We start from the raw sequence: 22,934 nt of genomic DNA on the forward strand, positions 1-22,934 counted from the left end.
TACCTGCAATAAGCTGCCCTCGGTCGGGCGGATCAACCTGACCTATGCGCTGACCGGCGCGGGCACCACCCGCACGGAATATACCATCGTCCGTCTGGCGCAGGATGAATATTACCTCGTTTCCGCCGGGGCATGGACGGCATACGATTCCGACTATCTGCGCAAGGCGATTGCGGACAAGACGCCGGAGTTCGGCTATATCGAATGCCACGACGTGACCACGCAATGGGGTGTCTTCGCCATAGCGGGGCCCAAATCGCGCGACGTGTTGAACGAGGTTGTGAAAGACGCCGACCCATCGACCGTACTGTCGAACAAGCGCTTCCCCTGGCTCACCATGCGCAACATCGAACTGGGCATGTGCCCGGTTCGCGCGATCCGGGTGGCCTACACCGGCGAGTTGGGGTGGGAGCTTCATCACCCCATCGAGATGCAGAACTACCTTTTCGACCTCTTGGAAAAGGCGGGCGAAAAGCACGGCATGAAGCTGGTGGGTGCCCGGGCGCAAAACTGGCTGCGGCAGGAAAAGAGCTACCGCGCCTTCGGCAACGAACTGGGCCGCGATGCCACACCGTTGGAGGCCGACTTGCCGCGTTTCGTCGACATGAACAAGGATTTCCATGGCAAGCAGGCGATGGCAGACCATGGCATTCGCGCCAAATGCGTGACCCTGCTGATCGATGGCCCCGATGACGCCGACCCATGGGGGCGCGAGGTGCTCTACGCGGGCGACACGCGCACTGGCCGCCTGACCTCCGGTGGCTACTCCGTCGCTTTCGGCAAGAGCATCGGCATGGGCTACGTCAAGCCGGAGCACGCCGAGGTCGGGACCAAGCTGATGGTAAAGATGTTCGACCGGCTCTGGGACGCTGAGGTGGTCGAAGACAGCCCCTATGACCCGAAGAACACGACCATCCGCCAAGACGGCTGACCGCGCTCATTGAAAAGGGGCGCCGCTTTCGCCGCGCCCCTTCAACCTTTTACAAATACTCAAATCTCACGTTGGCCCCCGCGCATCGCAGCGGGGAAGGCGCGGACGGCACGTCAGAGGCGCCGCTGGGTAAGCCAGATGACCCAGTCGTCCGCACTGCCCGAAAACGCATTGAGGTCGATATCACCTCCCGCGCCGGGCACGATGCCGGTCGAACTGTACTGCCAGAAACGCCACGGTTTGCCGGTGTAAACCTGCTCCGGTGTCTTGGCGGTGGAGCGCAGCCAGAATTCATACCCCTCAAAGGCGGAAAGCTCGTTCTCCCGGTAGAATTTCGGAGTGGTGTAGATGATGGGCCGCTGGCCGTAATGGGCGGTCACGAGGGTCAGGAACCTGCGCATCTCGTCCTGAACCACATCGGCGGGGGGCCGCCGGTGGGCGCAGGTCGGGGAAAAGGGGTTCCATTCCATATCGAGCAGGGGCGGCAGGTCCCCCGGTGTCTTCGGGACATTCGCGATGAACCAGCGCGCCTGGTCCTCGGGCGAGGTGCAGAAATAGTAGAAGTGATAGGCCCCGCGCGCGACCCCGGCGGACAGCGCGCCGTTCCAGTGATCGTCGAACATCACGTCGCGGCGGTCCCCGCCTTCCGTGGCTTTGATGAAGGCGAAGTTGACCCCGGCCTCGCGGGCCGCGACCCAGTCGATGCTGTCCTGAAACCGCGCCACGTCGATGCCATGCACGGCGTAGCGTGCGGGGGTGGGTTCGGCGAATTGCGCCGGGTTGCGATCCCCGAAAAGCGGTGGGGTCACGCTGCCCAGCCGCGGGACAGGATCGGGACCTGCCGCACAGCCCGCGAGAAGGACAGCAAGCCCAAGCGCAAGACGGCGCGGGGAAAGGATACTCGTAATACTCATGAAGGGGGGTTCCGTGCTATGAGGGCAAGGTTGTTCGCGGGCATGTCGACCCGGTCGATGGGGCTCAACGCAGCATCGCTGAGCAGGCGCACGATGTCGAGATCGTCCTTGTAGCCGCTCGTCGGATCGGCGGTCCGAAGCTCCGCATCGAACTTGCGATCTCCTTCGCTGATCAGCGCCCCGCCACGTCTGAACGGGCCATAGACAATCAGGCTTCCCCCCGGTGCCAGAGCCCGGGCGGTTTCGGTGATGATCCTGCGGACATCCGACATCGGCAAGAGGTGAAACAGGTTGACGACAAGCACCAGCTGCTGCGGTTCGAGATCCTTGGACCACCCCGGTTGCGCCGCATCCAGCGGCAGCGCAGGCAGGATGTTGGTCAGCCCGGAGGCCGCGACATGGGCGTCGATGCTGTCGCGCCGCGCCGGGTCGATGTCGCTGGGCTGCCACTGCAGGCCGGGCAGGGCGGTGCCGAAATGAACGACGTGTTCACCGGTGCCGCTGGCAAGCTCAAGCGCCGCGCCGGCGGTGGGGCCATGTGCCAGCAGCAGTTCGGTCAGCGGCTTCGCGTTGCGTGCCGCGGCGGGGGCATACATCCGCCGGTCGCTGCCGGTCTGCGCCACGCTGGCGCTGGGCGGCAGCTTTCGGCTCACTGTCGCAGCCGATCGGGCGTCAATTGGGCTACTATATCTGGAGGAAGCGCCGGTGTTCTGCCGAAGGTGAGTGCCGCCAGCAAGGCCGAGGCCGCGGGAGCCGTCTGGAACCCATAACCGCCTTGGCCCGCGCACCACAGAAAGGATGGCTCCGCCGGGTCGGGGCCCAGCACCAGCGTCCGGTCCGGGGCAAAACTGCGCAATCCGGCCCAGGAGGTCAGCAACCGCGTGACCGGCGTGGTCACTACCTCTTCGTAGCGGGCCAGCCCTTCGGCAAGCACCATGTCATCGGCCCAGGCATCGTGGGGCTCTACCGGGTCTTCATCGGCGGGAGAGACCAGAAGCGCGCCCGCGTCGGGCTTGGCGTACCAGCTTTCGCCCACGCCGAAGAACATCGGCCAGGACGCCGGATCATGCCCCCCCGGTGCAGGCAGGCGCGCCATGGAACGCCGATGCGGCACAATGCCCAAGAGCGCGATACCGGCCATCGCCGCCAATGCATCGGCCCAAGCGCCGCCCGCGTTTACCACGTGCCGCGCGGTGTAGCGGGCCGCTGTCGTGCTGACATGCCACGCCCCGTCCTGCCGGTCGATACCCGTGACCTCTGCCCCGGTTTCCACGCGCCCCCCGTTTGCCTTCAGTTGACGGACGAAATCCTGCAGCATCCGGTCGGTGTCGATGTCATAGGCCGCTTCATGGTAGGCGGCGTCGGAGAGTTTGCCGGTATCTATCACCGGCACCAGCTTTTGCGCCTCGTCGAGGGTGATGCGCGTGACGCCCATGGTTTGCGCATCGGTGTCGAAAGCCTCCCGCTCATGGGGGCGGCCGAGGATCAGCAGCCCCCGGGGGCTGAGATAGCCGCCATTTGCTTCGAAGTGGTATTCCGCGCTGGCCCTGTTCAGGGCGATGGTGCTGGGCTTGCCGTAATTCTGTTCGAACAGCGCGGCGGAGCGACCGGATGCGTGATAGCCGAGTGCTGTTTCCCGCTCCAGCACCAGAACTTCCGCCTTTTCCGAAAGTCGGGCCGCCGCAGAGAGACCGGCGATCCCGCCGCCGATGACGATATAGTCGATCATTCCACTTCCTCGCTCCGGTCGGTGGCGGGGGGCGGGGGTGGCACCAGTGCGTTCAGTTGAACCAGCAAATCCGGGGGGAGTTGCATCTGCATTGCAGCAAGCGACGGAGCAAGCTGGTCGATGTCGCGGGCCGAGATGATGGGCATGGGCGCCGCTTCGTGCGCCGCCACCCAGGCAACGGCAAGTGTCGCAGGGTGGTGACCGCTTTCCCGGGCAATCTTTTGCAACTCAATCGCGGCGTCATAAAGGGCCGTATCCGCGTAGCGGGCGGCATAGCGCGGATCCTGTTTCAGCCGACCGTCCTCACCGCGCCCGTATTTGCCTGTCAGCAAACCGCCACCCAGAGGCGAATAGGGCGCAACATCGATCCCGAGCGCTTGCGCCATTGGCAGAATCTCGACCTCCGCCTGCCGTTTGACGAGGTTGTACATGGGCTGGATGACCGAAATCGGCAGGTCGTGGCGGGCCGCGATATGCTGGGCGTGGACGACCTGCCACGCGGCGAAGTTCGACAACCCCGCGTAGCGGATGCGCCCCAGATCCTTCAGCTCCGCCAAGGCGGCCATGCTTTCCTCCAACGGGGTGTCAGGATCGAAGCGGTGCAGGTAGAGAACGTCGAGCGTATCGATCCCAAGACGCTGCCGCGAAGTGTCGACGGATGCGAAAAGCGCGTCGTGGCTGGCGGGCGGCTCATAGGCCGCCTTGGTCGCGATGATGAGCGCGTCCCGACGTTCACCGATCATCGTGCCCAGCAGCGTTTCCGCCGCGCCATCGGTATAGAGATGGGCGGTGTCGAAATGGTTTATTCCCGCTTCGACGCAGGCATCGAACATCTCACGCGATTGCCGCGCATCGGCCCGGCCGCCGAACTGCATGGTGCCGAAGGCGAACCGGCTTGCGGCACTGCCGTCGGGGCTGGTCAAGTTGTTGTTCATGCTGGGATTGGTCGCACCTTGAACAGCGTAGTGCAACAACGAAGGTCGCCAACGGACCTATCCAGAAGGATAGGTCGGGGCGGTGCGACCAATCCGCTTCCGTTAACCTATGCAGGGGGCAGCGGTTGTGGTGATCCCTTCCAACTGGGCGAGGACCGTTGCCGTGGTCTCCTGCCGGGTTTGCAGCTTCAGATAGGACGCGATCGCATCGAACCTTTGCTGATCCATGCCGGTGGCAACGATCATGTGGCCAACGCCATCATCCGTGGACCATGCCGCGATCTCCTCCCCGTTGGCGCGGGCCTCGCGGCTCTGATCGAATGAGCCTCGAAAATAGGAAAGTCGGCAACCATTAAGCCCGGCGTAATGGGCGATGCTGCCCTCTTCTGTCTCCTTGAAGGTAACGGGCGTCAGGTTCGCCGCGGATAGATCCGGGGTATTCACATCCGACAGCGCCGAGACGGAGCGCATGTCATTGCCCTCTACTGAGTAGGTCTGGCTGGCGAATTCCGCATGCAGATCGAAAACGCTCGGTTCAGCCAGGAACCTCGGTCCGAGCATCGCCGCTATTGCGATGGTTGCCGCCAATATCCCGGCTGTCAGCCAGATCACCGGCCGCCGATTGTTGTTCGCGGGGGCGGCCGCCTGCACCGGCGCCGCCGGACGGAGGGAGCCGAGGCTTTTTGATATCCCGGCGATGTCGTTCAGAGCCGCATCAAGCGACGGCTCTGCCTTCAGGCGGCGCTCGACCGCGCGGCGCTCCGCCTTGCCCAGTTCACCGTCGTGATAGGCGTTGATCAGTTCCCAGTCTTTTTCGTTCAGCTCGGTCATCTGCTTTGCTTCTTCTCGTCTTCGCTCGTTCGCGATCCTTCCACCAGGATCAAAAGCGCCTTGCGCGCCCGGCTTATGCGGCTCATCACGGTTCCGTTCGCCACTTCCATCACCTTCGCGGCCTCCGCGTATTTCAGCCCCATGATATCCACGAGGAAGAGAACCTCCCGCATATCGGTTGACAGTTTTTCAAAGGCCAAACGAACCAGAACGTCCCGGGCGGCGTCGGTCGTGGCCGTCTCTTCAGATAGACGTTTCTCGGCGGCAAAATATTCCCTGCGGACACGTTTTTTCCGCAGCTCGTCGTAATGCAGGTTGCGAATGACCCGGAACATCCAGGGCCGAAGCGCATCGGGGCCATCGGGCCTGCTCTCGCTCCTGAGCGCCCGTTCCACGGCGTCCTGCACCAGATCCTCGGCATCACTGGCAGAGGCGCAGATAGCCTTTGCATAGGCCCGAAACTCGGGCAGCAAATGTTCGATATGCATGGGCGAAGGCATGCCGAAAGATACTGAGATTTCAGGCTTCCGCAAACGGTGATCGCGGGTGAGAGAAAAGGGAGCCGGGATGTAGGTTCGGCTGTGCCATTCGCGTCTATCGACATGCGGCACAATATCACCATTCTGGCGATCCCGGGAGGACTCGAACCCCCAACATCCTGATTAGAAGTCAGGTGCTCTATCCAGTTGAGCTACGGGACCGTGATGCCTTGTTAGCGCCTTGCCATAGGGGACGCAACGGTTGGTGGTTACTGGCCCGGGCCATCTGCGGTGATTGAGGTTGCGGTGTCTGCTTCGAGTGCACTGACCATGGCGGCCACGGTGCGCAGGTCTTCGCGGAAGCGGGCCGTTTCGGCATCGCGGCTCGCGTCGGATGCCTGCCGCAGCAGAAAGGCCGGGTGCACGGTTATGAAGACCGGAATACCGGCGGTGCCCTGTTCGACCGTGCCGCGCCTGCGGGTGATATTCTTGCCGTTTCCCGTCAGCGCCAAGGCAGCCGTCGCGCCGAGGGCGATCAGGAGTTTGGGTTTCACCTGTGCGATTTCCCTGTCCAGCCACCAGCGGCAGTGATTCACCTCGCTCGTGTTCGGGCTTTGATGGATGCGCCGTTTGCCACGCGGCTGGAATTTGAAGTGTTTGACCGCATTGGTGACATAGGTCGCCTGACGGTTCAGCCCCACCTCCCGCGCTACCGCGTCGAAGGCTTGCCCCGCAGGGCCGATGAAAGGGCGACCGGCGAGGTCTTCCTTGTCGCCCGGTTGTTCGCCCACGATCATCAATGTGGCGTCTTCGGGCCCCGCGCCGGGGACCACCTGCGTCGCATTCTCATAGAGCGGGCACAGGCTGCAGCCCTTCATCTGGGCAGTGAGCGCATTCAGGCTGTCCGCCGGAGGGGTGCTTTCCGCCGATGCCTCTGGAAGCCGGTGAAGAATGCGTTCTGCGCGGAGAGGGGGAAGGGTGGGTGCGCTTTCCTGGATCTGCCGCATGCGGTTTTCCGCGTCTGCGATGAGGCCGGGGATCAGTGCCGCTTCCGGCAGGTTCTTCCAGTATTTTTTTGGCATCTCGGCCTGCATCGCCTTGGTTTTCAGACGCGCCGGATTGAAGATGTTGGCGTAGTAGGTGCGCCACAATTCCTCGGTTTCGTCTTCGAGCGACAGGGGCGCACTGGGGATCGCTCTTTGCTCCAACACGCCATTCCTGAGAGTTGTGGTGACTTCCGGCGTCACGATGGCCCAGTCCATGTCTGAAAACCGCCGGCTGAAAAAACCCGCCACAAGTTCCTCGATCCTGTGATCCGGTTCGAACCACGACAGGAACTGTCGCCGGCCCGTATTTTCCCCCGGCACCTTTCGGAAACGCACGAAAGCTTTCATCTTGTGCATGTCGCGGCGGATGTTCTTGGCGATTTCTTCGGCCCGCTGAACATCCGCATCGGCACGGTTGGATAGCAGCCGGGGTTCCGACGAAAGGCGAAGCAGCAGCCGGTAGAGCAGGAAAAAAACACCGGGTTCACGGCTCGCACAGACTTGGCGCGCGAGATCGGGGAAGGACTTGGGTACGTTCAGCACTGCATCTGGTCGCGGTGTCGGCGGCGCGGCCCCGCCGAAAAGACCGGGCGCCTCGCCTTCAAGGGTCCACTCCACCTCCTCAGCACGCGCACCGCCCAGGGCGAGGGTGCGGGCATGGTTGCGCCAGGCATCGAAGGTTCCGAGGCGCGGCAGCTCGACCCGGTACATCAGAAAAGCTGAAGCTGTTCAGGCGGCGGGGCGAAACGTGCCCGGAGGTTCGCGGTATCCGTCAGCCTGCCGGGGTGCCAGTCACGCGTGCTGATGAAGGGTTTGGCTTTCTTGACCAAGGCACCCAGCCGCCGCAGGTCATCATATCCCAGCGAGCCGCTCCGACGGGCGGCGAGGATACGGGAAACCGATTTCGTGCCGAGGCCCGGCACCCGCAGCAGCAGATCACGGGAGGCGGTGTTCACATCGACGGGAAAGCTCCCCCGGTTGGCGAGCGCCCACGCCAGTTTCGGGTCGATATCCAGATCGAGCATGCCCGAACCGGCGTCCGGGGCGATTTCAGCAGCGTCGAAGCCGTAGAACCGCAAAAGCCAATCCGCCTGATAGAGCCTGTGTTCCCGCGCGAGGGGCGGCTTGATCAGCGGCAGTTTCGCCGTGCTGTCGGGGATGGGCGAAAACGCGGAATAATACACCCGCTTCAGCTTGTAGGACGAATAGAGGCGGATAGAGCTTTGCAAAATGGTTCGGTCGTCGGCCCCGTCGGCGCCCACGATCAACTGGGTCGACTGCCCGGCGGGGGCGAATTTCGGGGCGCGCTTTCCGGTGTGGGATGTCTCTTTCGCCTCTTCCTTGCGCAGGCGGACATTGCTCATGGCGCGGCGGATCTCATCCGGGTTCTTTTCAGGCGCATAGGTCTTGATGCCTGCATCCGTCGGCAATTCGATGTTCATCGACAGCCGGTCGGCCAGCAGGCCTGCTTCCTCGATCAATTCGGGGGATGCGTCGGGGATGGTCTTGAGGTGGATGTAGCCGCGGAAATTATGCGTCTGACGCAGCTCCCGCGCGATGCGCACCATGTCCGACATCGTCTGGTCCGGCGATCGGATGATGCCAGAGGACAGAAACAGCCCCTCGATATAGTTGCGGCGATAGAATTCGGTGGTGAGATGGACGACTTCCTCCACCGAGAAGCGGGCGCGTTCGACGTTGGATGACACCCTGTTCACGCAATAGGCGCAATCATAGATGCAGAAGTTCGTCATCAGGATTTTCAGCAGACTGATGCAGCGACCGTCCGGCGCATAGGCGTGGCAGATGCCTGAGCCTTCGGTGCTACCGAGGCCCTTGCCATCTGCGCTATTGCGTTTCGTCGTGCCGGATGATGCGCAGCTTGCGTCATACTTTGCGGCATCGCTCAACAGGGCGAGCTTTTGTTGAAGGTTCATTTTTCCCATGTGTTCATGATATGTTCACGAGTAGGCCTCGGCAACTCAGTCAGTTTGTCACAGTTTAAGTTTCTGCCGATTGTTGTACGCCCGGTTAAGCAGTGGGCGCGGGGAACCGGAAAGTGCAGGGCTGCGTTCAGCAATATGAATATATCACGCCCCCTCCGCCTCGCCGCTGTCTGTACCCTGATCTCCGCTTCTTTCGCTCATGCCGAAGAAGTCGGGAAAGTCGATGTCGACTGGTTGGGCAATGACATCGTGGTGGAGGCTGTTTCCGACCCCAAGGTCGAAGGTGTGACATGCCATCTGAGCTATTTTGAGCGGGGGCTGATCGACCGCCTGCAAAAGGGCAACTGGTTCGAGGATCCGTCGAACTCCTCCATCGCCTGCCGTCAGACAGGGCCCATCACGATCGGCGATATCGATCGCGGGGAGGAGGGGGAGGACGTGTTCAGCGAAAGACGTTCGATTATCTTCAAGACGCTTCGGGTCAAGCGGATTTTTGACGAGACGAACCAGACGCTGATCTACATCAGCCACGCGCGGGACGTGCAAAACGGTTCCGCCAAGATGTCGATGTCTACCGTGCCGCTCTTCGGTTCCGGTGCAACGGAATAGCTTTCCCTAAGTCATTTTTGCTGCGGGCGATCCTGCCTTTTTCAGCGCGGTCGAAAGGCCGCGAACCCGCCGCAGGCGGAAGGCCGCACAACCCTGCTTTGGCCCTTCACCTCGCCTTGCGCGGGGTTTTTCATGCGTTACCATGGCGAAAAATCAGAAGGCAGACCGATGGGACGGCAGTACATGACATCTTCGCGCAGGACGTTTCTCTTGGGGGCGGCGGCCCTTGGGCTGGGGGCCTGTTCTTCCGCGTCCGCAGTGGGCTCCGGGCCTGCCTTGACACCGCCTGCGGGCCTTCCCGACGATCTGCGTCCCGTGCCCAACGCGGCTTACGACGCCTGGGTTGCGGCCTTCAGAACACGGGCCGCGGGGCAGGGGATCTCGGCTGAAACGCTTTCGCGCGCCTTCGCGGGCACGGGGTATCTGCCCGGTGTCGTCCGGCGGGACCGTAACCAGACAGAATTCACCCGGACGCTCGAAGACTACCTCGCCATCGCTGCATCGGACGAACGGGTCACGAAGGGCCGCGCGGCTTTCGCGCGCCACCGGAACACGCTGGCGGCAATCGAAGGCCGCTATGGCGTCGCGCCCGAAATCGTCACGGCGATCTGGGGGTTGGAAAGTTATTACGGAGAGCGGCGCGGGGATGTGCCTGTCATCTCGGCAACCTCCACGCTGGCGTTCGATGGCCGGCGGGGCGCGTTCTTTGAAAAACAGCTGATTGCCGCGCTGAAGATCCTTCAGAACGGCGATGTAAGCGCGCAGAACCTGACCGGCAGCTGGGCGGGCGCCATGGGGCACACCCAGTTCATCCCCACATCCTATCAGGCCTTCGCGGTGGATTTCGGCGGCGACGGGCGGCGGGATATCTGGTCGGAAGACCCCACCGATGCGCTTGCCTCCACCGCGGCCTACCTGTCGCGCAACGGCTGGACGCAGGGTCGCCGCTGGGGCGGCGAAGTGGGCACGATCCCTGCCGGGGCCGGGTCGGTGATCCAGCCGCAGGCAGGCGGGCCGAGCTTTGTGGTGACGTCGAATTTCGGTGCGATAAAGCGCTACAACAACTCCGATAAATACGCGATCGGCGTGGGGCATCTGGCAGATCGGATCGCCGGTGCCGGGCCGCTCACCGGGCGCTTTCCCCCCGATGCGGCAGGGATGACGATCGATGACCGGCGCGCGTTGCAACAGCGCCTGACCGCGCGTGGCTTCGATACCGACGGGACAGACGGGGTGATCGGCCCCAACAGTCGCAAGGCGATCAGCGCCTATCAGGCCAGCATCGGTCTGCCGGCCACGGGCGAGCCGTCGATGGAGCTACTGCGCAGTCTGAACTGACGCGCCGCCTGCAGGTTCCGTAGAGGCATCTTTTCCTTCTCGCAGGTGCGTATTGGCGCCGGGTGGGCTAGACTGTCGGTCGATCCGTCAGCCGAGGAGTATGCCCATGCAGGCCACCTTTACCGTCAACGGCACCGAGCGCCAGATCGATGTGCCGGAGGATATGCCCCTGTTGTGGGTCCTGCGGGACGAGCTGAAACTGACCGGAACGAAATACGGTTGCGGCATTGCGCAGTGCGGGGCCTGCACCGTGCATCTGGATGGCCTTGCGGTGCGCGCCTGTCAGGTCGCGGCACGCGAACTGGACGGGGCAGAGATCACCACCATCGAAGGGCTGGGCACCCCCGCGGCTCCGCATCCGGTGCAGGCCGCATGGATCGAGCATGAGGTCGCACAATGCGGCTATTGCCAGAGCGGCCAGATCATGCAGGCCGCATCGTTTCTGGACCTGAACCCCGCCCCGACCGACGAAGAGATCGATGCCGCCATGTCCGGCAACCTTTGCCGATGCGGCACCTACAGCCGGATCCGCGCTGCCGTGCATACCGCCGCTACCAAGATGGGGAGCTGAGGATGGAAAGATTGCGTCGCTATTCCCGCCGCGCCTTTCTGGTGAGTTCGGCTGCCGTTGCCGGGGGCGTGGCCTTTGGCGTTTATGCGGTGAACAGCCCGCCCGACAATCCGCTGCTGGCGGACCGGGGGGAGGGCGAGGCCGTGTTCAACCCGTGGGTCCGTATCGACGGGTCGGGCATCACGCTGATCACGCCGCACATCGATCTGGGCCAGGGGGCGATCCACGCCCAGGCCGTGTTGATCGCCGAGGAGATGGATCTCGAAATTGGCCAGTTCGCCACTTCTTTCGGCCAGCCCAGCAAGGCCTATTGGAACACCGCCATGGGGGCCGAGGGCGTGCCGTTCATGGCGACGGATCAAAGCTTTGCCGCGGAGTCCGCCCGCGCTGTTCTGGGCGGACTTACCAAGCTGATCGGATTGCAGGGAACCGGCGGCTCAACCACCATGCCGGACAGTTTCGACAAGCTGCGCAAGGCAGGTGCCACCGCGCGCGAAACGCTGAAACTGGCGGCCGCAGAGCGCACCGGCATCCCGCGCGAGGAGTTGAAGACGCAGGCGGGCGCCGTTCTGCTGCCCGACGGCAGCCGTATCGCCTATACCGATCTGGCGGCGGATGCGGCGATGCTCGATCCGGTGCAGGATGTGCCGCTGCGCGATCCTTCCGCCTGGCGCCTTATCGGCAAGCCCATGAAGCGTATCGACATCGTGGCCAAATCCACCGGGACGCTTGCCTATGGGATCGACCTCGAAAAGCCGGGGATGGTACATGCCACCGTGCGGACGAACCCGCGTCAGGGTGGCGGATTGCAGGGTTTCGACGACAGCGAGGCCCGCGCGGTTCCCGGTGTGCGCGACGTGCTGGAGATCACCGGCGGCATTGCCGTGCTCGCGGACAACACATGGGCCGCTTTCAAAGGGGCGGGAGCGGTGAAATACGACTGGGGTCCCGCGCCCTATCCGGCGGAGCAGGCTAACCACTGGCAAGCGCTGGAGGCATCCTTTACCGACGATTTGCTCGACAGCACATGGCGGGATGACGGGGACGTCGAAGCCGCGATGGAGGGCGCGGAAGTCGTGACGGCGGAATACCGGTCGCCCTATGTCGCCCATGCGCCGCTGGAACCGCTCAACGCGATCGTTCTGGTTGAAGACGACCTGGTGGAGATCTGGGCAGGCCATCAGCTGCCCCGGCAATTGCAGATCCTCGTGGGGGCGATCACGGGGCATGACCCGGAGCAGGTCATTTTCCACAACCAGTTCACCGGGGGCAGTTTTGGCCACCGGCTGGAGTTCGAATTCATCAAGCAAACCGCCGAAATCGCCAATCAGGTTCGGGGAACGCCGGTCAAAATGACCTACACCCGCGAAGAGGATTTCGCCCACGATTTTCCGCGCCATATCGCGATAGGCCGGGGGCGGGGGTTCGTGGCGGACGGAAAGGTTCAGGCGATGGATCTCTCGGTCGCGGCGCCTTCCGTGCTGGCTTCGCAGATGCAGCGTGCGGGCATCCCCGTGCCGGGGCCGGACATCCAGATCGCGGCGGGTGCATGGAATAATCCCTATCATCTGCCGAACTACAGGATGCGCAGCTATCGCGCCGCAGAACTGGCCCCCGTGTCATCCTGGCGTTCGGTAGGGTCGGTGGGCGCCGGCTTTGCCTTTGACAGCTTCCTCGATGAGTTGATCCACGCCGCCGGTGCCGACCCGATGGAGGAACGTATCCGGCTCATGGAGCATGACGTATCGCGCAAGGTGCTGGAGGCGGTTGCCGAAATGTCGGACTGGGGCAGCCCGCTGCCGCCGGGTAAAGGGCGGGGCGTGGCCTTTGTCGAAAGCTTCGCGGCCCCCGTGGCCGAGGTGGTGGAAGTGAGCGCGACCGAACGCGGCATCCGCATCGACAAGGTCTGGGTGGCCTGCGATGTCGGTACTATCGTCGATCCGGTGAACTTCGAGAACCTCGTGCAGGGGGGTGTCGTCTTCGGTCTTGGCCATGCGATCAATGCGCAGATTACCTACGCCGACGGTATGGCCGAGCAGACGAACTATCACGCCCACGAAGGCATGCGGCTCTATCAGTGCCCCGAGATCTTTGTGCGGGGCCTCGAGAATGGTGAGCAGGTCCGCGGTATCGGTGAGCCGCCGGTGCCGCCCGCCGCACCCGCGCTGGCGAATGCGATCTTTGCGGCGACCGGGCAGCGCATCCGCGAAATGCCTTTCGACAAGCATATCGATTTCATATGAGGTATCGTGCGGTAAATAGGTCCCTGACCAAGGCCGCCGCGCTGGCGGGTATGCTGGCGGCGGGCGCGGTCCTGGCAAAAGGCGCGGAGGTGCTGATCGAGCCGCCCGCGGCCGGTTCGGTCTCTGTCGAAGAGGGGCGCGCGGCCTTTGACCGGATGTATGATGTTGTCACCCACCCGCGCTGCGCCAATTGTCACGTGGGGGCCGAGAATGTCCCGATGTGGTATGGCGGCGCGGAGGGGCCGGCGCAGCCGCATGGTATGAATATCAACGCCGGGGAAAGCCGCATCGGGGCGGAGACTTTGCCCTGCGCGACATGCCACAGGGTGAATGAAACGCTGGACAACGACCCCCATGCGCCGCCCCAGGCCGGGCTGGAATGGCGGCTCGCCCCGGTTGAATTCGAATGGTTCGGTAAATCCCCGGCCGAAATCTGTGCCCAGCTTTCCGATCCCGACCGGAACGGCGGGCGGGACGCCCTTGGCCTTGCGGAACATCTGGTGGAGGATGCCGGGCACCGGGGCTTCGTGCTTTGGGGCTGGCAACCCGGCGGCGGGCGGGAACCCGCCCCCTACAGCCTGCAGCAACATGTGAACGACGTGCTGGCATGGGGCGCGGCGGGACAGCCCTGCCCGGACGGGACAACAGGACAGGATGCATCGCAATGACCCGAAGACAAAGACAGTTCCAAGCCGGTGCCCTTCTGCTGTTCGCGGCAGCGGCGGGCTATCTTCTGCTCCTCCTCATGGCTTTTTCCGGCTGGGCGATCTTCGCGATTGCTATGTCAGCCGCGCATTTCGCGCTGGGCCTTGGCGTCATGCGCGGCTGGCGCATCGCGGGCTATGGCGCTTTCGTGATCGCGCTGCTGGGCGCGGTGGTGACTTTCGGCGCGGCCCTGCCCGAAAGCGGGCTGCTGCGCCTTCTGTTCTGGATATTGCTGGGGGTCGAGGTCGTCACCGCGGCGCTGCTGCTGGGTCTGCTGTGGAACAACCCCCGGGCCGATTCAGTCTGAGCCATGTTTCAGCGCTACGCGGTCTATTTTACACCTGACGGCGAACTGGGCGCGGCGGGTGCCGCATGGCTTGGCCGGGACATTTTCAAAGGTGAGCCTGTCGCGCAGCCGGACCTTGACGGTCTCGACCTTCCTCGGCTGACGGAAAGACCCCGCCGCTACGGCTTCCACGCAACCATCGTGCCGCCGTTCCGGTTGCACCCCGATACGAGCGAAGCCGATTTGGGCCGCGCACTGGACGACCTGCGGGGCGAACTCAGTGCGATGCCACTATCCGGGCTACAAGTAACCTCTCTGGGGCGGTTTCTCGCACTCACCCTGCCGCGTGACGCGGCAACCACACCCAATGCATTGGCTGCCCGCGCGGTGGAGGCGTTTCACCCCCTGCGCACCCCGCTCGATCAGGCAGAGATCGACCGCCGCATGCGGCCCCATCTGACCAAGCGACAAGCCGCGAATCTGCGCCACTACGGCTACCCCCACGTGATGGAGGATTTCCGTTTCCACATGACCCTGACCGACCGCTTGGACGAGCCCCGGATCGCGACCCGCGCCGCGGAAAGCTGGTTCGGAGGGGTTCTTGCCACCCCCCTTCAGCTTTCGCATCTATCGTTAGTGGGGGAGGATACCGAGGGTCTCTTCCGCGTGCTGCAACAGGTCCCGTTGAGGGGATGACGCCGGCAGGCGGTGCAAGGTGGGATGGAGGAGATGGTGCTGTGAGAGAGGATTGAACTCTCGACCTCACCCTTACCAAGGGTGTGCTCTACCACTGAGCTACCACAGCATCGTGGGCGGCTGATTAGACGCATTCGGCTATCGGCGCAACCCTTATCTGGACGCCTGTCGCGGCCTGCGCTAGACAATTCCCATGGCAGAGGATACGGCCCCCAGAAAGACCCCGCGAAAGCCTTCGGCCCGCGAAGATCGGCTGAAGGCGGCGCTGAAGGCGAACATGGCGCGGCGCAAGGCACAGGCGCGCAAACGGGCCGCCCAGGACGATGGCGCGGGGGCATCCGGGCCGCAGCAGACAGGCACCGGTCCAGAGGACCGAAAACAGGAAGACTGAACGCGATGGATTCTATTCTGGTCAGGGGCAATGGCGCCCTTTCGGGCGAAATTCCCATTGCCGGTGCCAAAAACGCCTGCCTCGCGCTGATGCCGGCCACATTACTCAGTGAAGAGCCGCTGACGCTGACCAATGCGCCCCGTCTCAGCGACATTCGTACCATGACGGAACTGCTCTCATCGCTCGGGGCGGAGGTCACCTCGCTGCAAGATGGCAAGGTGCTGGCCATGGCGAGCCACGGGCCCATCAATACCCGTGCCGAATATGACATCGTGCGCAAGATGCGGGCCTCCAACCTCGTTCTGGGCCCGCTCCTTGCCCGCGAAGGCCATGCCGAGGTTTCGCTGCCCGGCGGCTGCGCCATCGGCGCGCGGCCCATGGACATCCATACCAACGGGCTGGAAGCGATGGGTGCGGAGATCGAACTGCGCGATGGTTATCTGCATGCCAAGGCCAAGGGCGGCAAGCTGAAAGGCGCGGTCATAGATTTCCCCTTCGCCTCGGTGGGTGCGACAGAGAATATCCTGATGGCCGCCACGCTGGCCCAAGGCACCACCGTGATCAACAACGCCGCGCGTGAGCCTGAAATCGTCGATCTCGCAAATTGTCTGCGGGCCATGGGGGCGCAGATTGAGGGCGACGGCAGCTCTTCGATCACCATCGAAGGGGTGGACCGGCTGCACGGGGCTACCCACCGCGTCGTTTCGGATCGGATAGAACTGGGGACGTATATGCTGGCCCCCGCCATCTGCGGCGGAGAGGTGGAATTGCTGGGCGGGCGGATCGATCTGCTGCAGGCCTTCTGCGAAAAGCTGGACGCGGCCGGGATCGAGGTTTCCGAAACCGACCGCGGTCTGAAAGTGGCGCGGCGCAATGGCCGCATTTCCGCGATCGATGTCACCACAGCGCCTTTTCCCGGGTTCCCGACGGATTTGCAGGCACAGATGATGGCGCTTCTCTGCACCGCGGAGGGCACATCGAAGCTCGAAGAAAAGATCTTCGAAAATCGCTTCATGCATGCGCCGGAACTGATCCGCATGGGCGCGCGTATCGACGTGCACGGGGGCCATGCCACGGTGCGTGGGGTCGAAAAGCTTCGCGGTGCCCCCGTCATGGCGACGGACCTGCGCGCCTCCGTTTCGCTCATCCTCGCCGGTCTGGCGGCGGAGGGTGAGACACGGGTCAGCCGGGTCTATCATCTGGACCGTGGATATGAACGCGTGGTCGACAAGCTTTCGGCAGTCGGCGCGCAGATTGAACGGATATCTGAAAGATGACCGAAGACGCACGTTTCGAAGACGGCCGTGAAGCGCCGGTAAACCTCGGCGCGCTCGATACGGAAGACCTCGCGGTGATTTCGGCGCTGGCACAGGACGCGGTTTTTCCCGCTTCCGAAATGCGCTGGCAGCGGCGCGAAGGCCGCTTTGCCGTCTTGCTCAACCGGGTCCGGTGGGAAGATTCGGGGCAGGGGCGGCATGCCCCCGAACGGGTGCAATCCCTGCTGGTCGCCGAAACCGTCCGCGGCGTCGCAAGCCAGGGCGTTCCCAAGGGCGATGCGGATGTCATCCTGTCCCTGCTCTCCGTCACCTTCGAGCCGACCGATGCGCCTTCGGGCCATCTTATCTTTACGCTGGCCGGGGACGGCGCAATCCGGGTTGAGGTCGAGGCGCTGGATGTCTCCCTCAAGGACGTTACCCGGCCCTACCTCGCGCCCTCGGGCAAAATGCCGCGGCATCAGGACTGACCTTTCTTCTCATGATCTGAAATACTTCCGCCGGAGGCATCCCGGCCTCTCCGACCGCGCCGCCCCGCGTTTCTGCCCGATACAGGATCGATCATGCCCCAGTTTCTGGATCACGCCCAAGCCGATTTCGAAACGGCGTTCACAGCCCTGCTGGGCGCCAAGCGCGAAGATGCGCCTGATGTGGATGAAGCCGTTGCGAAAATCATCGCCGATGTCCGTGCGCGGGGGGACGACGCGGTTGTCGAACTGACGAACCGGTTCGACCGTGTTTCGCTGGGCCCAAACGATCTGTGTGTCGGCGAAGAAGAGATCGAAGCGGCGATCAAGCACGTGCCCGCAGCCGAACGCGACGCATTGGAAAGCGCCGCGGCGCGTATCCGCGCCTATCACAGTCGTCAATTGCCCGAAGATGCCACCTGGACCGACGAGGCGGGCGCGACGCTGGGCTGGCGATGGACGCCGGTTTCCGCGGCGGGGCTTTACGTGCCGGGGGGGCTGGCATCCTATCCGTCCTCGGTTCTGATGAACGCGATACCGGCGAAGGTGGCCGGGGTGCCGCGCCTTGCCATGACGGTGCCCGCGCCGGACGGTGTACTCAACCCGCTTGTGCTCGCCGCCGCCCGGGCCGCCGGTGTCGATGAGGTTTACCGGGTCGGCGGCGCGCAGGCCATCGCGGCACTGGCCTATGGCACCGACACCATCGCCCCGGTGGACAAGATTACCGGCCCCGGCAACGCCTTTGTCGCGGCGGCCAAGCGCCGGGTCTTCGGCAAGGTGGGCATCGACATGATCGCCGGCCCGTCCGAGATTCTGGTCATCGCCGATGCGGATAACGACCCGGAATGGATCGCGCTCGACCTGCTGAGCCAGGCGGAGCATGACGAAAGCGCCCAATCGCTGCTGATCACCACCGACGCGGCCTTTGGACGCGCGGTGAGCGAGGCGGTGGACCGGCTCCTTGAAACGCTCGAAAGGCGCGCCATCGCCGGGGCGAGTTGGCGTGACTTCGGCGCGATTATCACCGTGCCGGACCTCGATGTCGCGGCGGAGCTGTCGAACCGTATCGCGCCAGAGCACCTCGAACTCTGCGTGGCCGATCCCGACGCGCTTTGCGCGCGGATCACCCATGCCGGTGCCATTTTCCTCGGGCAGTGGACGCCCGAGGCCATCGGCGACTACGTGGGCGGGCCGAACCACGTGCTGCCCACGGCGCGCTCCGCCCGGTTCTCCTCCGGTCTTTCGGTGCTCGATTTCATGAAGCGGACGACGATTGCCCAGATGACGCCCGAAGCCCTGCGCGCAATCGGCCCCGCCGCCGAAACGCTGGCCGCTTCGGAAAGCCTTCAGGCGCACGGGCTTTCGGTGACTGCGCGCCTGCGCAAGCTCAACGATTAGTGCACACCACGTTATCGCGCTGCGCGATTGCCTGCGGGCGGGGGAGGCACTAGGTAGGGCCTGTCCGAACCAAGCGAGTCCCTGCCATGTCGCGTATCAGCCATATCGTCATCGACGACGCGAACCTGCCGCCCCCCACTGCGGAGATCGAACAGGAGCGCAAGGTCGCCATGTACGATCTTCTCGAAGACAACTCCTTCGTCCTGCCCGAACGGGCGGAACGCCCGGTTCCCGAGGGGCCGTATCATCTGGGCCTGTCGATCCGTGACAAGCGGCTGGTTTTCGATGTGAATACCGAACAGGCCGAAAAGGCGGCGGAGTTCCATCTGTCTCTCGGGCCGTTCCGCCAGGTGGTGAAAGACTACTTCCAGATCTGCGAAAGCTATTTCGAAGCCGTGAAGAAACTGCCGCCTTCCCAGATCGAAACGATCGACATGGCCCGGCGCGGTATCCACAATGAAGGCAGCCGCGTCCTTCAGGAACGGCTCGAAGGCAAGGTCGAGATCGACGCCGACACCGCGCGGCGGCTCTTCACCCTGATCTGCGTTCTGCATTTCGGCGGCTGAATGGCAGAGGCGCTCCCCCAGTCGGTGCTGTTTTGCTGCGACCACAACGCGGTGCGCTCCCCCATGGCCGAGGGAATCATGAAGAAGTTCTACGGCACCGACACCTATGTGCAGTCCGTAGGCGTCCACAACGATCTGGAGATCGACGGCTTTTCCGTCGCAGTCTGTGCCGAACTGGATGTGGAGCTGTCGCGTCACCGTTCGCGCAGCTTCGACGAGATGGAGCAATGGGGCGACGATTTGTCGTCCTTCGACCTCGTCATCGCGCTATCGCCGGCAAGCCGCCACCGCGCGCTGGAACTGACCCGCTATTTTCATCTGGATGTGGAATATTGGCCGATTCTGGATCCTACCGGGCTAGGGGAGGGGCGGGAGGCCAAACTTACCCAGTTCCGCGCCGCCCGCGACCAGATCACCCGCCACCTGATTGACCGCTTCGGCCCGCCGCCGGGCCGCTGACCTGAAGGGTGGAGGGCCCCGGGGAGGGGCCAGCCCAGTGCAGCCGAATACTGGCTCAGCGCGTCAGGTGTTGTCGCAGGCCGCTGCCGCATCCTGCCCAAAGGCTTTCCACGTCAGCCAGAAGCGTTCGTCCTTCGGCCGGCTCGACTGCCGTAATTCCTGCGCCTGATGCGGGTCCTTGAAGAATTTTGCGCCCCAGCGCTGATCGCTCCACGACATTGTCTGGTTCGCAATTGCCTGGATACAGCCGCAGCGCGCATAGGTCGCATTCTTGCGGTCTTGTGCCACGCAGGCCTTCTGGATCGGCCCTTCCGCGAACAGAACGGGTGCCGGCCTGTACGCGCCATTGCTGCTGGAATACCGGGTGCCCCCGCCACAGGCGGCGAGCGCTGTAAGCGCCATCAGCGCTACACATGTACGTAACATCTTTATGCCCCAATCACGATGGACCATGGGTTTGCCCCTTGGCGGTCCGGTTCTGCTCTGTCGGCAGTATGCCGTAAACCGGCGCGTCGCGCAATTCACGATTGCTTCGCTTAGCTGGGTCGGCGCCCCGGTGTGGCGCAGGCGGCCCGGCCCCCGGCGGCGCAGCGTTCCAGCTTGACCACTGCCCGATTCCGCCGCATATCCACGCCATGACAGAGCTTTCCCAAATTCGCAATTTCTCCATCGTGGCGCATATCGACCACGGGAAATCGACGCTCGCCGACCGGCTGATCCAGCTGACGGGCACGGTCGCCGAACGCGACATGAAAGAGCAATTGCTGGACGCGATGGATATCGAGCGGGAACGCGGCATCACCATCAAGGCCAATACGGTGCGCATCGACTATCCGGCCAAAGACGGCAAGACCTACGTCCTGAACCTGATCGACACGCCCGGCCACGTCGATTTCGGCTATGAGGTCAGCCGCTCCATGCAGGCGGTCGAGGGCTCGCTTCTGGTGGTCGATGCCAGCCAGGGGGTTGAGGCACAGACGCTGGCCAACGTCTATCAGGCGATCGACGCGGATCACGAAATCGTGCCGGTCCTCAACAAGGTGGATCTGCCTGCCGCCGATGTTGAGCGCGTGCGCGAACAGATCGAGGATGTGATCGGCATCGATGCGCAGGACGCGGTGGAAATCTCTGCCAAAACCGGCGTCGGTATTCCCGACGTGCTGGAAGCCATCGTACAACGCCTGCCCCCGCCGAAAGGGGGCGATGCCGAGGCACCGCTCAAAGCCATGCTGGTGGACAGCAAATACGACCAGTATCTCGGCGTGATCTGTATCGTGCGGATCATCGACGGCACCCTGAAAAAGGGCGACCGCATCCGCATGATCAAGACTGGCGGCACCTATGACGTGGACGATGTCGGCGTCTACCGCCCCGCGATGACTTCCGTGAAGGCGCTCGGACCGGGAGAGATCGGCTACCTCAACGCCTCGATCAAGCAGGTGCGCGACACCCGCGTCGGCGACACCATCACCCATGAAAAGCGCCCCACGCAAACCCCGCTGCCGGGCTTCAAACCCTCGCAGCCTGTGGTGTTCTGCGGCCTTTTCCCGGTGGACAGCGCCGAGTTCGAAGACCTGCGCGACGCCATCGAAAAACTCGCGCTGAACGACGCGAGCTTTTCCTACGAGATGGAAACATCAGCCGCGCTTGGCTTCGGCTTCCGCTGCGGTTTCCTCGGCCTGCTGCATCTTGAGGTGATCCGCGACCGGATCGAACGCGAATACGATATCGAACTGATCACCACCGCGCCTTCGGTCATCTATCACGTCCACATGAAGGACGGCGAGATGCGCGAATTACACAACCCCGCCGACATGCCGGACCTGACCTACGTCGACCACATGGAAGAGCCGCGCATCAAGGCCACGATCCTCGTGCCGGACGATTATCTCGGCGATGTGCTGAAGCTCTGCCAGGACCGCCGCGGCATCCAGCAGGACCTGACCTATGCCGGCAGCCGGGCGATGGTGGTCTATGACCTGCCGCTCAACGAGGTGGTATTCGATTTCTACGACAGGCTGAAGTCGGTCACCAAGGGCTATGCCAGCTTTGATTACCAGATGATCGGCTACCGGCAGGACAACCTCGTGAAAATGTCGATCCTCGTCAATGATGAGCCGGTGGACGCCCTGTCGACCATGGTCCATCGCGACCGGGCAGAGATGCGCGGCCGTGCGATGGTCGAAAAACTGAAGGACCTGATCCCCCGTCACATGTTCAAGATCCCGATTCAGGCGGCGATCGGCGGCAAGGTCATCGCGCGGGAGACGCTGTCGGCCATGCGCAAGGACGTGACGGCGAAATGCTACGGCGGCGACGCATCCCGTAAGCGCAAGCTTTTGGACAAGCAGAAGGCCGGCAAGAAGAAGATGCGCCAGTTCGGCAAGGTTGACATCCCGCAGGAAGCCTTCATTTCAGCGCTCAAGATGGACAGCTGATAGAAATCGACAGGGCGCGAACCGGCAGGCCCGCGCCCCGTCATATCGTTTTGCCCCGCTCAGCGGTTGGATTTGTCCTGTAGCTGATCGATCTTTTCCGATGCCGCCGCCTTGGTCAGGCTGTCATCGAATTCCTCGCCGGTCTCCTCACACAGGGTTTTAAGGTAGCTGGCCTGTGCGCCGGTCATCGGCTCATCGCCAGTTACCCAGTCTTCGGGGTCCTTTTCGGCGTTTCCAGTCGGGTTGCTCTTTGGATTGTCGGTCATTTTGTTCACCTCTTGTTCCAAAGGTTAACGCTGGCCCTGCCCCCGAAGTTCCCGCCTATGCAGCTGTCCGTTTAGTAATCAGCACATAGACGATGACCGCAGTGATCGCATAGACCGCGTTGACGATCAGAACCATCGTCCAGCCCGCCGGTACGGCGAAGATCGTCTTTGCAAGAATAGAGGGCACGATCGCGAGCGTCAGGAAACCGGTGAGCCAGGCCGCTGCACCCTCCATCCGGGCGAAAATTGGGATCAGCAGCAAAGCGACCAGTATCGCCACAGCCTCCCGCCCGAAGCTGAAGATAAGGTCGAGCAACGGTGCCCCCAGGGCGGCTGAAACAGCGATGGAGTTCGCGATAGTACCGGCGATGCCGGCAAGAATTGCGGCGATGATATTGCGTGAGTTAAACATGAAA

The 22,934-nt window shown here is 63.3% G+C and carries 26 protein-coding genes and 2 tRNA genes; 15 read left to right on the plus strand and 13 right to left on the minus strand.

The window, feature by feature from the left end; translation table 11 throughout:
• Positions 1–931: aminomethyltransferase family protein (locus tag A3728_RS01985; RefSeq protein WP_150120610.1), on the plus strand; the 931-nt coding region annotated here is incomplete at its 5' end.
• A gap of 113 nt (positions 932–1,044) precedes the next feature.
• On the opposite strand, the gene A3728_RS01990 is transcribed toward A3728_RS01985, so the two are convergent.
• From A3728_RS01990 to A3728_RS02030, 9 genes are all read right to left on the minus strand, one after another.
• Positions 1,045–1,845, minus strand: a complete 801-nt coding sequence (locus tag A3728_RS01990; RefSeq protein WP_067919806.1) for a glycoside hydrolase family 25 protein — start codon at positions 1,843–1,845, stop codon at positions 1,045–1,047.
• The gene (locus A3728_RS01995) at positions 1,842–2,498 is read right to left on the minus strand and encodes a DUF938 domain-containing protein (RefSeq protein WP_067919807.1); all 657 of its coding nucleotides are present in this window, start codon (positions 2,496–2,498) and stop codon (positions 1,842–1,844) included. Before A3728_RS01995 ends, A3728_RS01990 begins: the two co-directional genes overlap by 4 nt.
• Entirely contained in the window at positions 2,495–3,574 is a 1,080-nt protein-coding gene (locus A3728_RS02000) for an NAD(P)/FAD-dependent oxidoreductase (protein ID WP_067919808.1), read from the minus strand. Before A3728_RS02000 ends, A3728_RS01995 begins: the two co-directional genes overlap by 4 nt.
• Positions 3,571–4,509: an aldo/keto reductase gene (locus A3728_RS02005; protein WP_067919809.1), complete on the minus strand. Its 939-nt coding sequence runs from the start codon at positions 4,507–4,509 to the stop codon at positions 3,571–3,573. The genes A3728_RS02000 and A3728_RS02005 overlap by 4 nt, the downstream gene beginning before the upstream one ends.
• 102 nt (positions 4,510–4,611) lie before the next feature.
• Positions 4,612–5,340 (minus strand): hypothetical protein, encoded by a 729-nt coding sequence (locus A3728_RS02010; RefSeq protein WP_067919811.1) that lies wholly within the window; start codon positions 5,338–5,340, stop codon positions 4,612–4,614.
• Positions 5,337–5,828, minus strand: coding sequence for an RNA polymerase sigma factor (locus A3728_RS02015; RefSeq protein WP_236628242.1), 492 nt, complete (start codon positions 5,826–5,828; stop codon positions 5,337–5,339). Before A3728_RS02015 ends, A3728_RS02010 begins: the two co-directional genes overlap by 4 nt.
• A gap of 136 nt (positions 5,829–5,964) precedes the next feature.
• Positions 5,965–6,041, minus strand: a tRNA-Arg gene (locus A3728_RS02020).
• 47 nt (positions 6,042–6,088) lie between these two features.
• Positions 6,089–7,576 (minus strand): UdgX family uracil-DNA binding protein, encoded by a 1,488-nt coding sequence (locus tag A3728_RS02025; RefSeq protein WP_067919815.1) that lies wholly within the window; start codon positions 7,574–7,576, stop codon positions 6,089–6,091.
• Entirely contained in the window at positions 7,576–8,811 is a 1,236-nt protein-coding gene (locus A3728_RS02030; protein ID WP_067919817.1) for a putative DNA modification/repair radical SAM protein, read from the minus strand. Before A3728_RS02030 ends, A3728_RS02025 begins: the two co-directional genes overlap by 1 nt.
• Positions 8,812–8,946: 135 nt before the next feature.
• On the opposite strand from A3728_RS02030, the gene A3728_RS02035 reads away from it, so the two are divergent.
• The 7 genes from A3728_RS02035 (at position 8,947) to A3728_RS02065 (ending at position 15,259) form a co-directional block, all read left to right on the plus strand.
• Positions 8,947–9,420, plus strand: a complete 474-nt coding sequence (locus A3728_RS02035; RefSeq protein WP_067919819.1) for a CreA family protein — start codon at positions 8,947–8,949, stop codon at positions 9,418–9,420.
• 183 nt (positions 9,421–9,603) lie between these two features.
• Entirely contained in the window at positions 9,604–10,758 is a 1,155-nt protein-coding gene (locus A3728_RS02040) for a lytic murein transglycosylase (protein WP_067919864.1), read from the plus strand.
• 106 nt (positions 10,759–10,864) lie between these two features.
• Positions 10,865–11,329 (plus strand): (2Fe-2S)-binding protein, encoded by a 465-nt coding sequence (locus tag A3728_RS02045; protein WP_067919821.1) that lies wholly within the window; start codon positions 10,865–10,867, stop codon positions 11,327–11,329.
• Between the two features lie 2 nt (positions 11,330–11,331).
• Positions 11,332–13,572 carry a xanthine dehydrogenase family protein molybdopterin-binding subunit gene (locus A3728_RS02050; protein ID WP_067919822.1) on the plus strand — a complete coding sequence of 747 codons (2,241 nt, stop codon included), beginning with the start codon at positions 11,332–11,334 and terminating at the stop codon, positions 13,570–13,572.
• The gene (locus A3728_RS02055; protein ID WP_236628243.1) at positions 13,569–14,240 is read left to right on the plus strand and encodes a hypothetical protein; all 672 of its coding nucleotides are present in this window, start codon (positions 13,569–13,571) and stop codon (positions 14,238–14,240) included. The genes A3728_RS02050 and A3728_RS02055 overlap by 4 nt, the downstream gene beginning before the upstream one ends.
• Positions 14,237–14,584 (plus strand): hypothetical protein, encoded by a 348-nt coding sequence (locus A3728_RS02060; protein WP_067919824.1) that lies wholly within the window; start codon positions 14,237–14,239, stop codon positions 14,582–14,584. Before A3728_RS02055 ends, A3728_RS02060 begins: the two co-directional genes overlap by 4 nt.
• 3 nt (positions 14,585–14,587) lie before the next feature.
• On the plus strand, positions 14,588–15,259 hold the full coding sequence (locus tag A3728_RS02065) for a DUF1045 domain-containing protein (RefSeq protein ID WP_067919825.1): 672 nt from the start codon (positions 14,588–14,590) through the stop codon (positions 15,257–15,259).
• 34 nt (positions 15,260–15,293) lie between these two features.
• On the opposite strand, the gene A3728_RS02070 is transcribed toward A3728_RS02065, so the two are convergent.
• Positions 15,294–15,368: transfer RNA gene (locus tag A3728_RS02070), tRNA-Thr, on the minus strand.
• 84 nt (positions 15,369–15,452) lie between these two features.
• On the opposite strand from A3728_RS02070, the gene A3728_RS02075 reads away from it, so the two are divergent.
• From A3728_RS02075 to A3728_RS02100, 6 genes are all read left to right on the plus strand, one after another.
• Entirely contained in the window at positions 15,453–15,650 is a 198-nt protein-coding gene (locus A3728_RS02075) for a hypothetical protein (RefSeq protein ID WP_067919830.1), read from the plus strand.
• 5 nt (positions 15,651–15,655) lie between these two features.
• The gene (gene murA, locus A3728_RS02080; RefSeq protein ID WP_067919832.1) at positions 15,656–16,927 is read left to right on the plus strand and encodes a UDP-N-acetylglucosamine 1-carboxyvinyltransferase; all 1,272 of its coding nucleotides are present in this window, start codon (positions 15,656–15,658) and stop codon (positions 16,925–16,927) included.
• The gene (locus A3728_RS02085) at positions 16,924–17,394 is read left to right on the plus strand and encodes a DUF2948 family protein (protein WP_067919834.1); all 471 of its coding nucleotides are present in this window, start codon (positions 16,924–16,926) and stop codon (positions 17,392–17,394) included. Before murA ends, A3728_RS02085 begins: the two co-directional genes overlap by 4 nt.
• Before the next feature lie 93 nt (positions 17,395–17,487).
• The gene (gene hisD / locus A3728_RS02090) at positions 17,488–18,789 is read left to right on the plus strand and encodes a histidinol dehydrogenase (RefSeq protein WP_067919836.1); all 1,302 of its coding nucleotides are present in this window, start codon (positions 17,488–17,490) and stop codon (positions 18,787–18,789) included.
• An 86-nt stretch (positions 18,790–18,875) separates the two neighbouring features.
• Positions 18,876–19,355 carry a UPF0262 family protein gene (locus A3728_RS02095; protein WP_067919839.1) on the plus strand — a complete coding sequence of 160 codons (480 nt, stop codon included), beginning with the start codon at positions 18,876–18,878 and terminating at the stop codon, positions 19,353–19,355.
• Positions 19,356–19,814 carry an arsenate-mycothiol transferase ArsC gene (locus A3728_RS02100; RefSeq protein ID WP_067919840.1) on the plus strand — a complete coding sequence of 153 codons (459 nt, stop codon included), beginning with the start codon at positions 19,356–19,358 and terminating at the stop codon, positions 19,812–19,814.
• A gap of 63 nt (positions 19,815–19,877) precedes the next feature.
• Here the strand turns inward: A3728_RS02100 and A3728_RS02105 are convergent, their stop codons facing one another.
• Positions 19,878–20,240 carry a hypothetical protein gene (locus tag A3728_RS02105; protein WP_067919866.1) on the minus strand — a complete coding sequence of 121 codons (363 nt, stop codon included), beginning with the start codon at positions 20,238–20,240 and terminating at the stop codon, positions 19,878–19,880.
• A gap of 209 nt (positions 20,241–20,449) precedes the next feature.
• Here A3728_RS02105 and lepA point away from each other — a divergent pair, with 209 nt between their 5' ends.
• Positions 20,450–22,252, plus strand: coding sequence for a translation elongation factor 4 (lepA, locus tag A3728_RS02110; protein WP_067919842.1), 1,803 nt, complete (start codon positions 20,450–20,452; stop codon positions 22,250–22,252).
• A gap of 59 nt (positions 22,253–22,311) precedes the next feature.
• Here the strand turns inward: lepA and A3728_RS02115 are convergent, their stop codons facing one another.
• A complete protein-coding gene (locus A3728_RS02115) occupies positions 22,312–22,518 on the minus strand; it encodes a DUF3072 domain-containing protein (protein ID WP_067919844.1) in 207 nt (68 codons plus the stop codon).
• A 55-nt stretch (positions 22,519–22,573) separates the two neighbouring features.
• Positions 22,574–22,930 (minus strand): hypothetical protein, encoded by a 357-nt coding sequence (locus A3728_RS02120; protein WP_067919845.1) that lies wholly within the window; start codon positions 22,928–22,930, stop codon positions 22,574–22,576.
• Between the last annotated feature and the right edge of the window lie 4 nt (positions 22,931–22,934).

Source organism: Sulfitobacter sp. HI0040 (genome assembly GCF_001634885.1).
Lineage (GTDB): Bacteria > Pseudomonadota > Alphaproteobacteria > Rhodobacterales > Rhodobacteraceae > Sulfitobacter.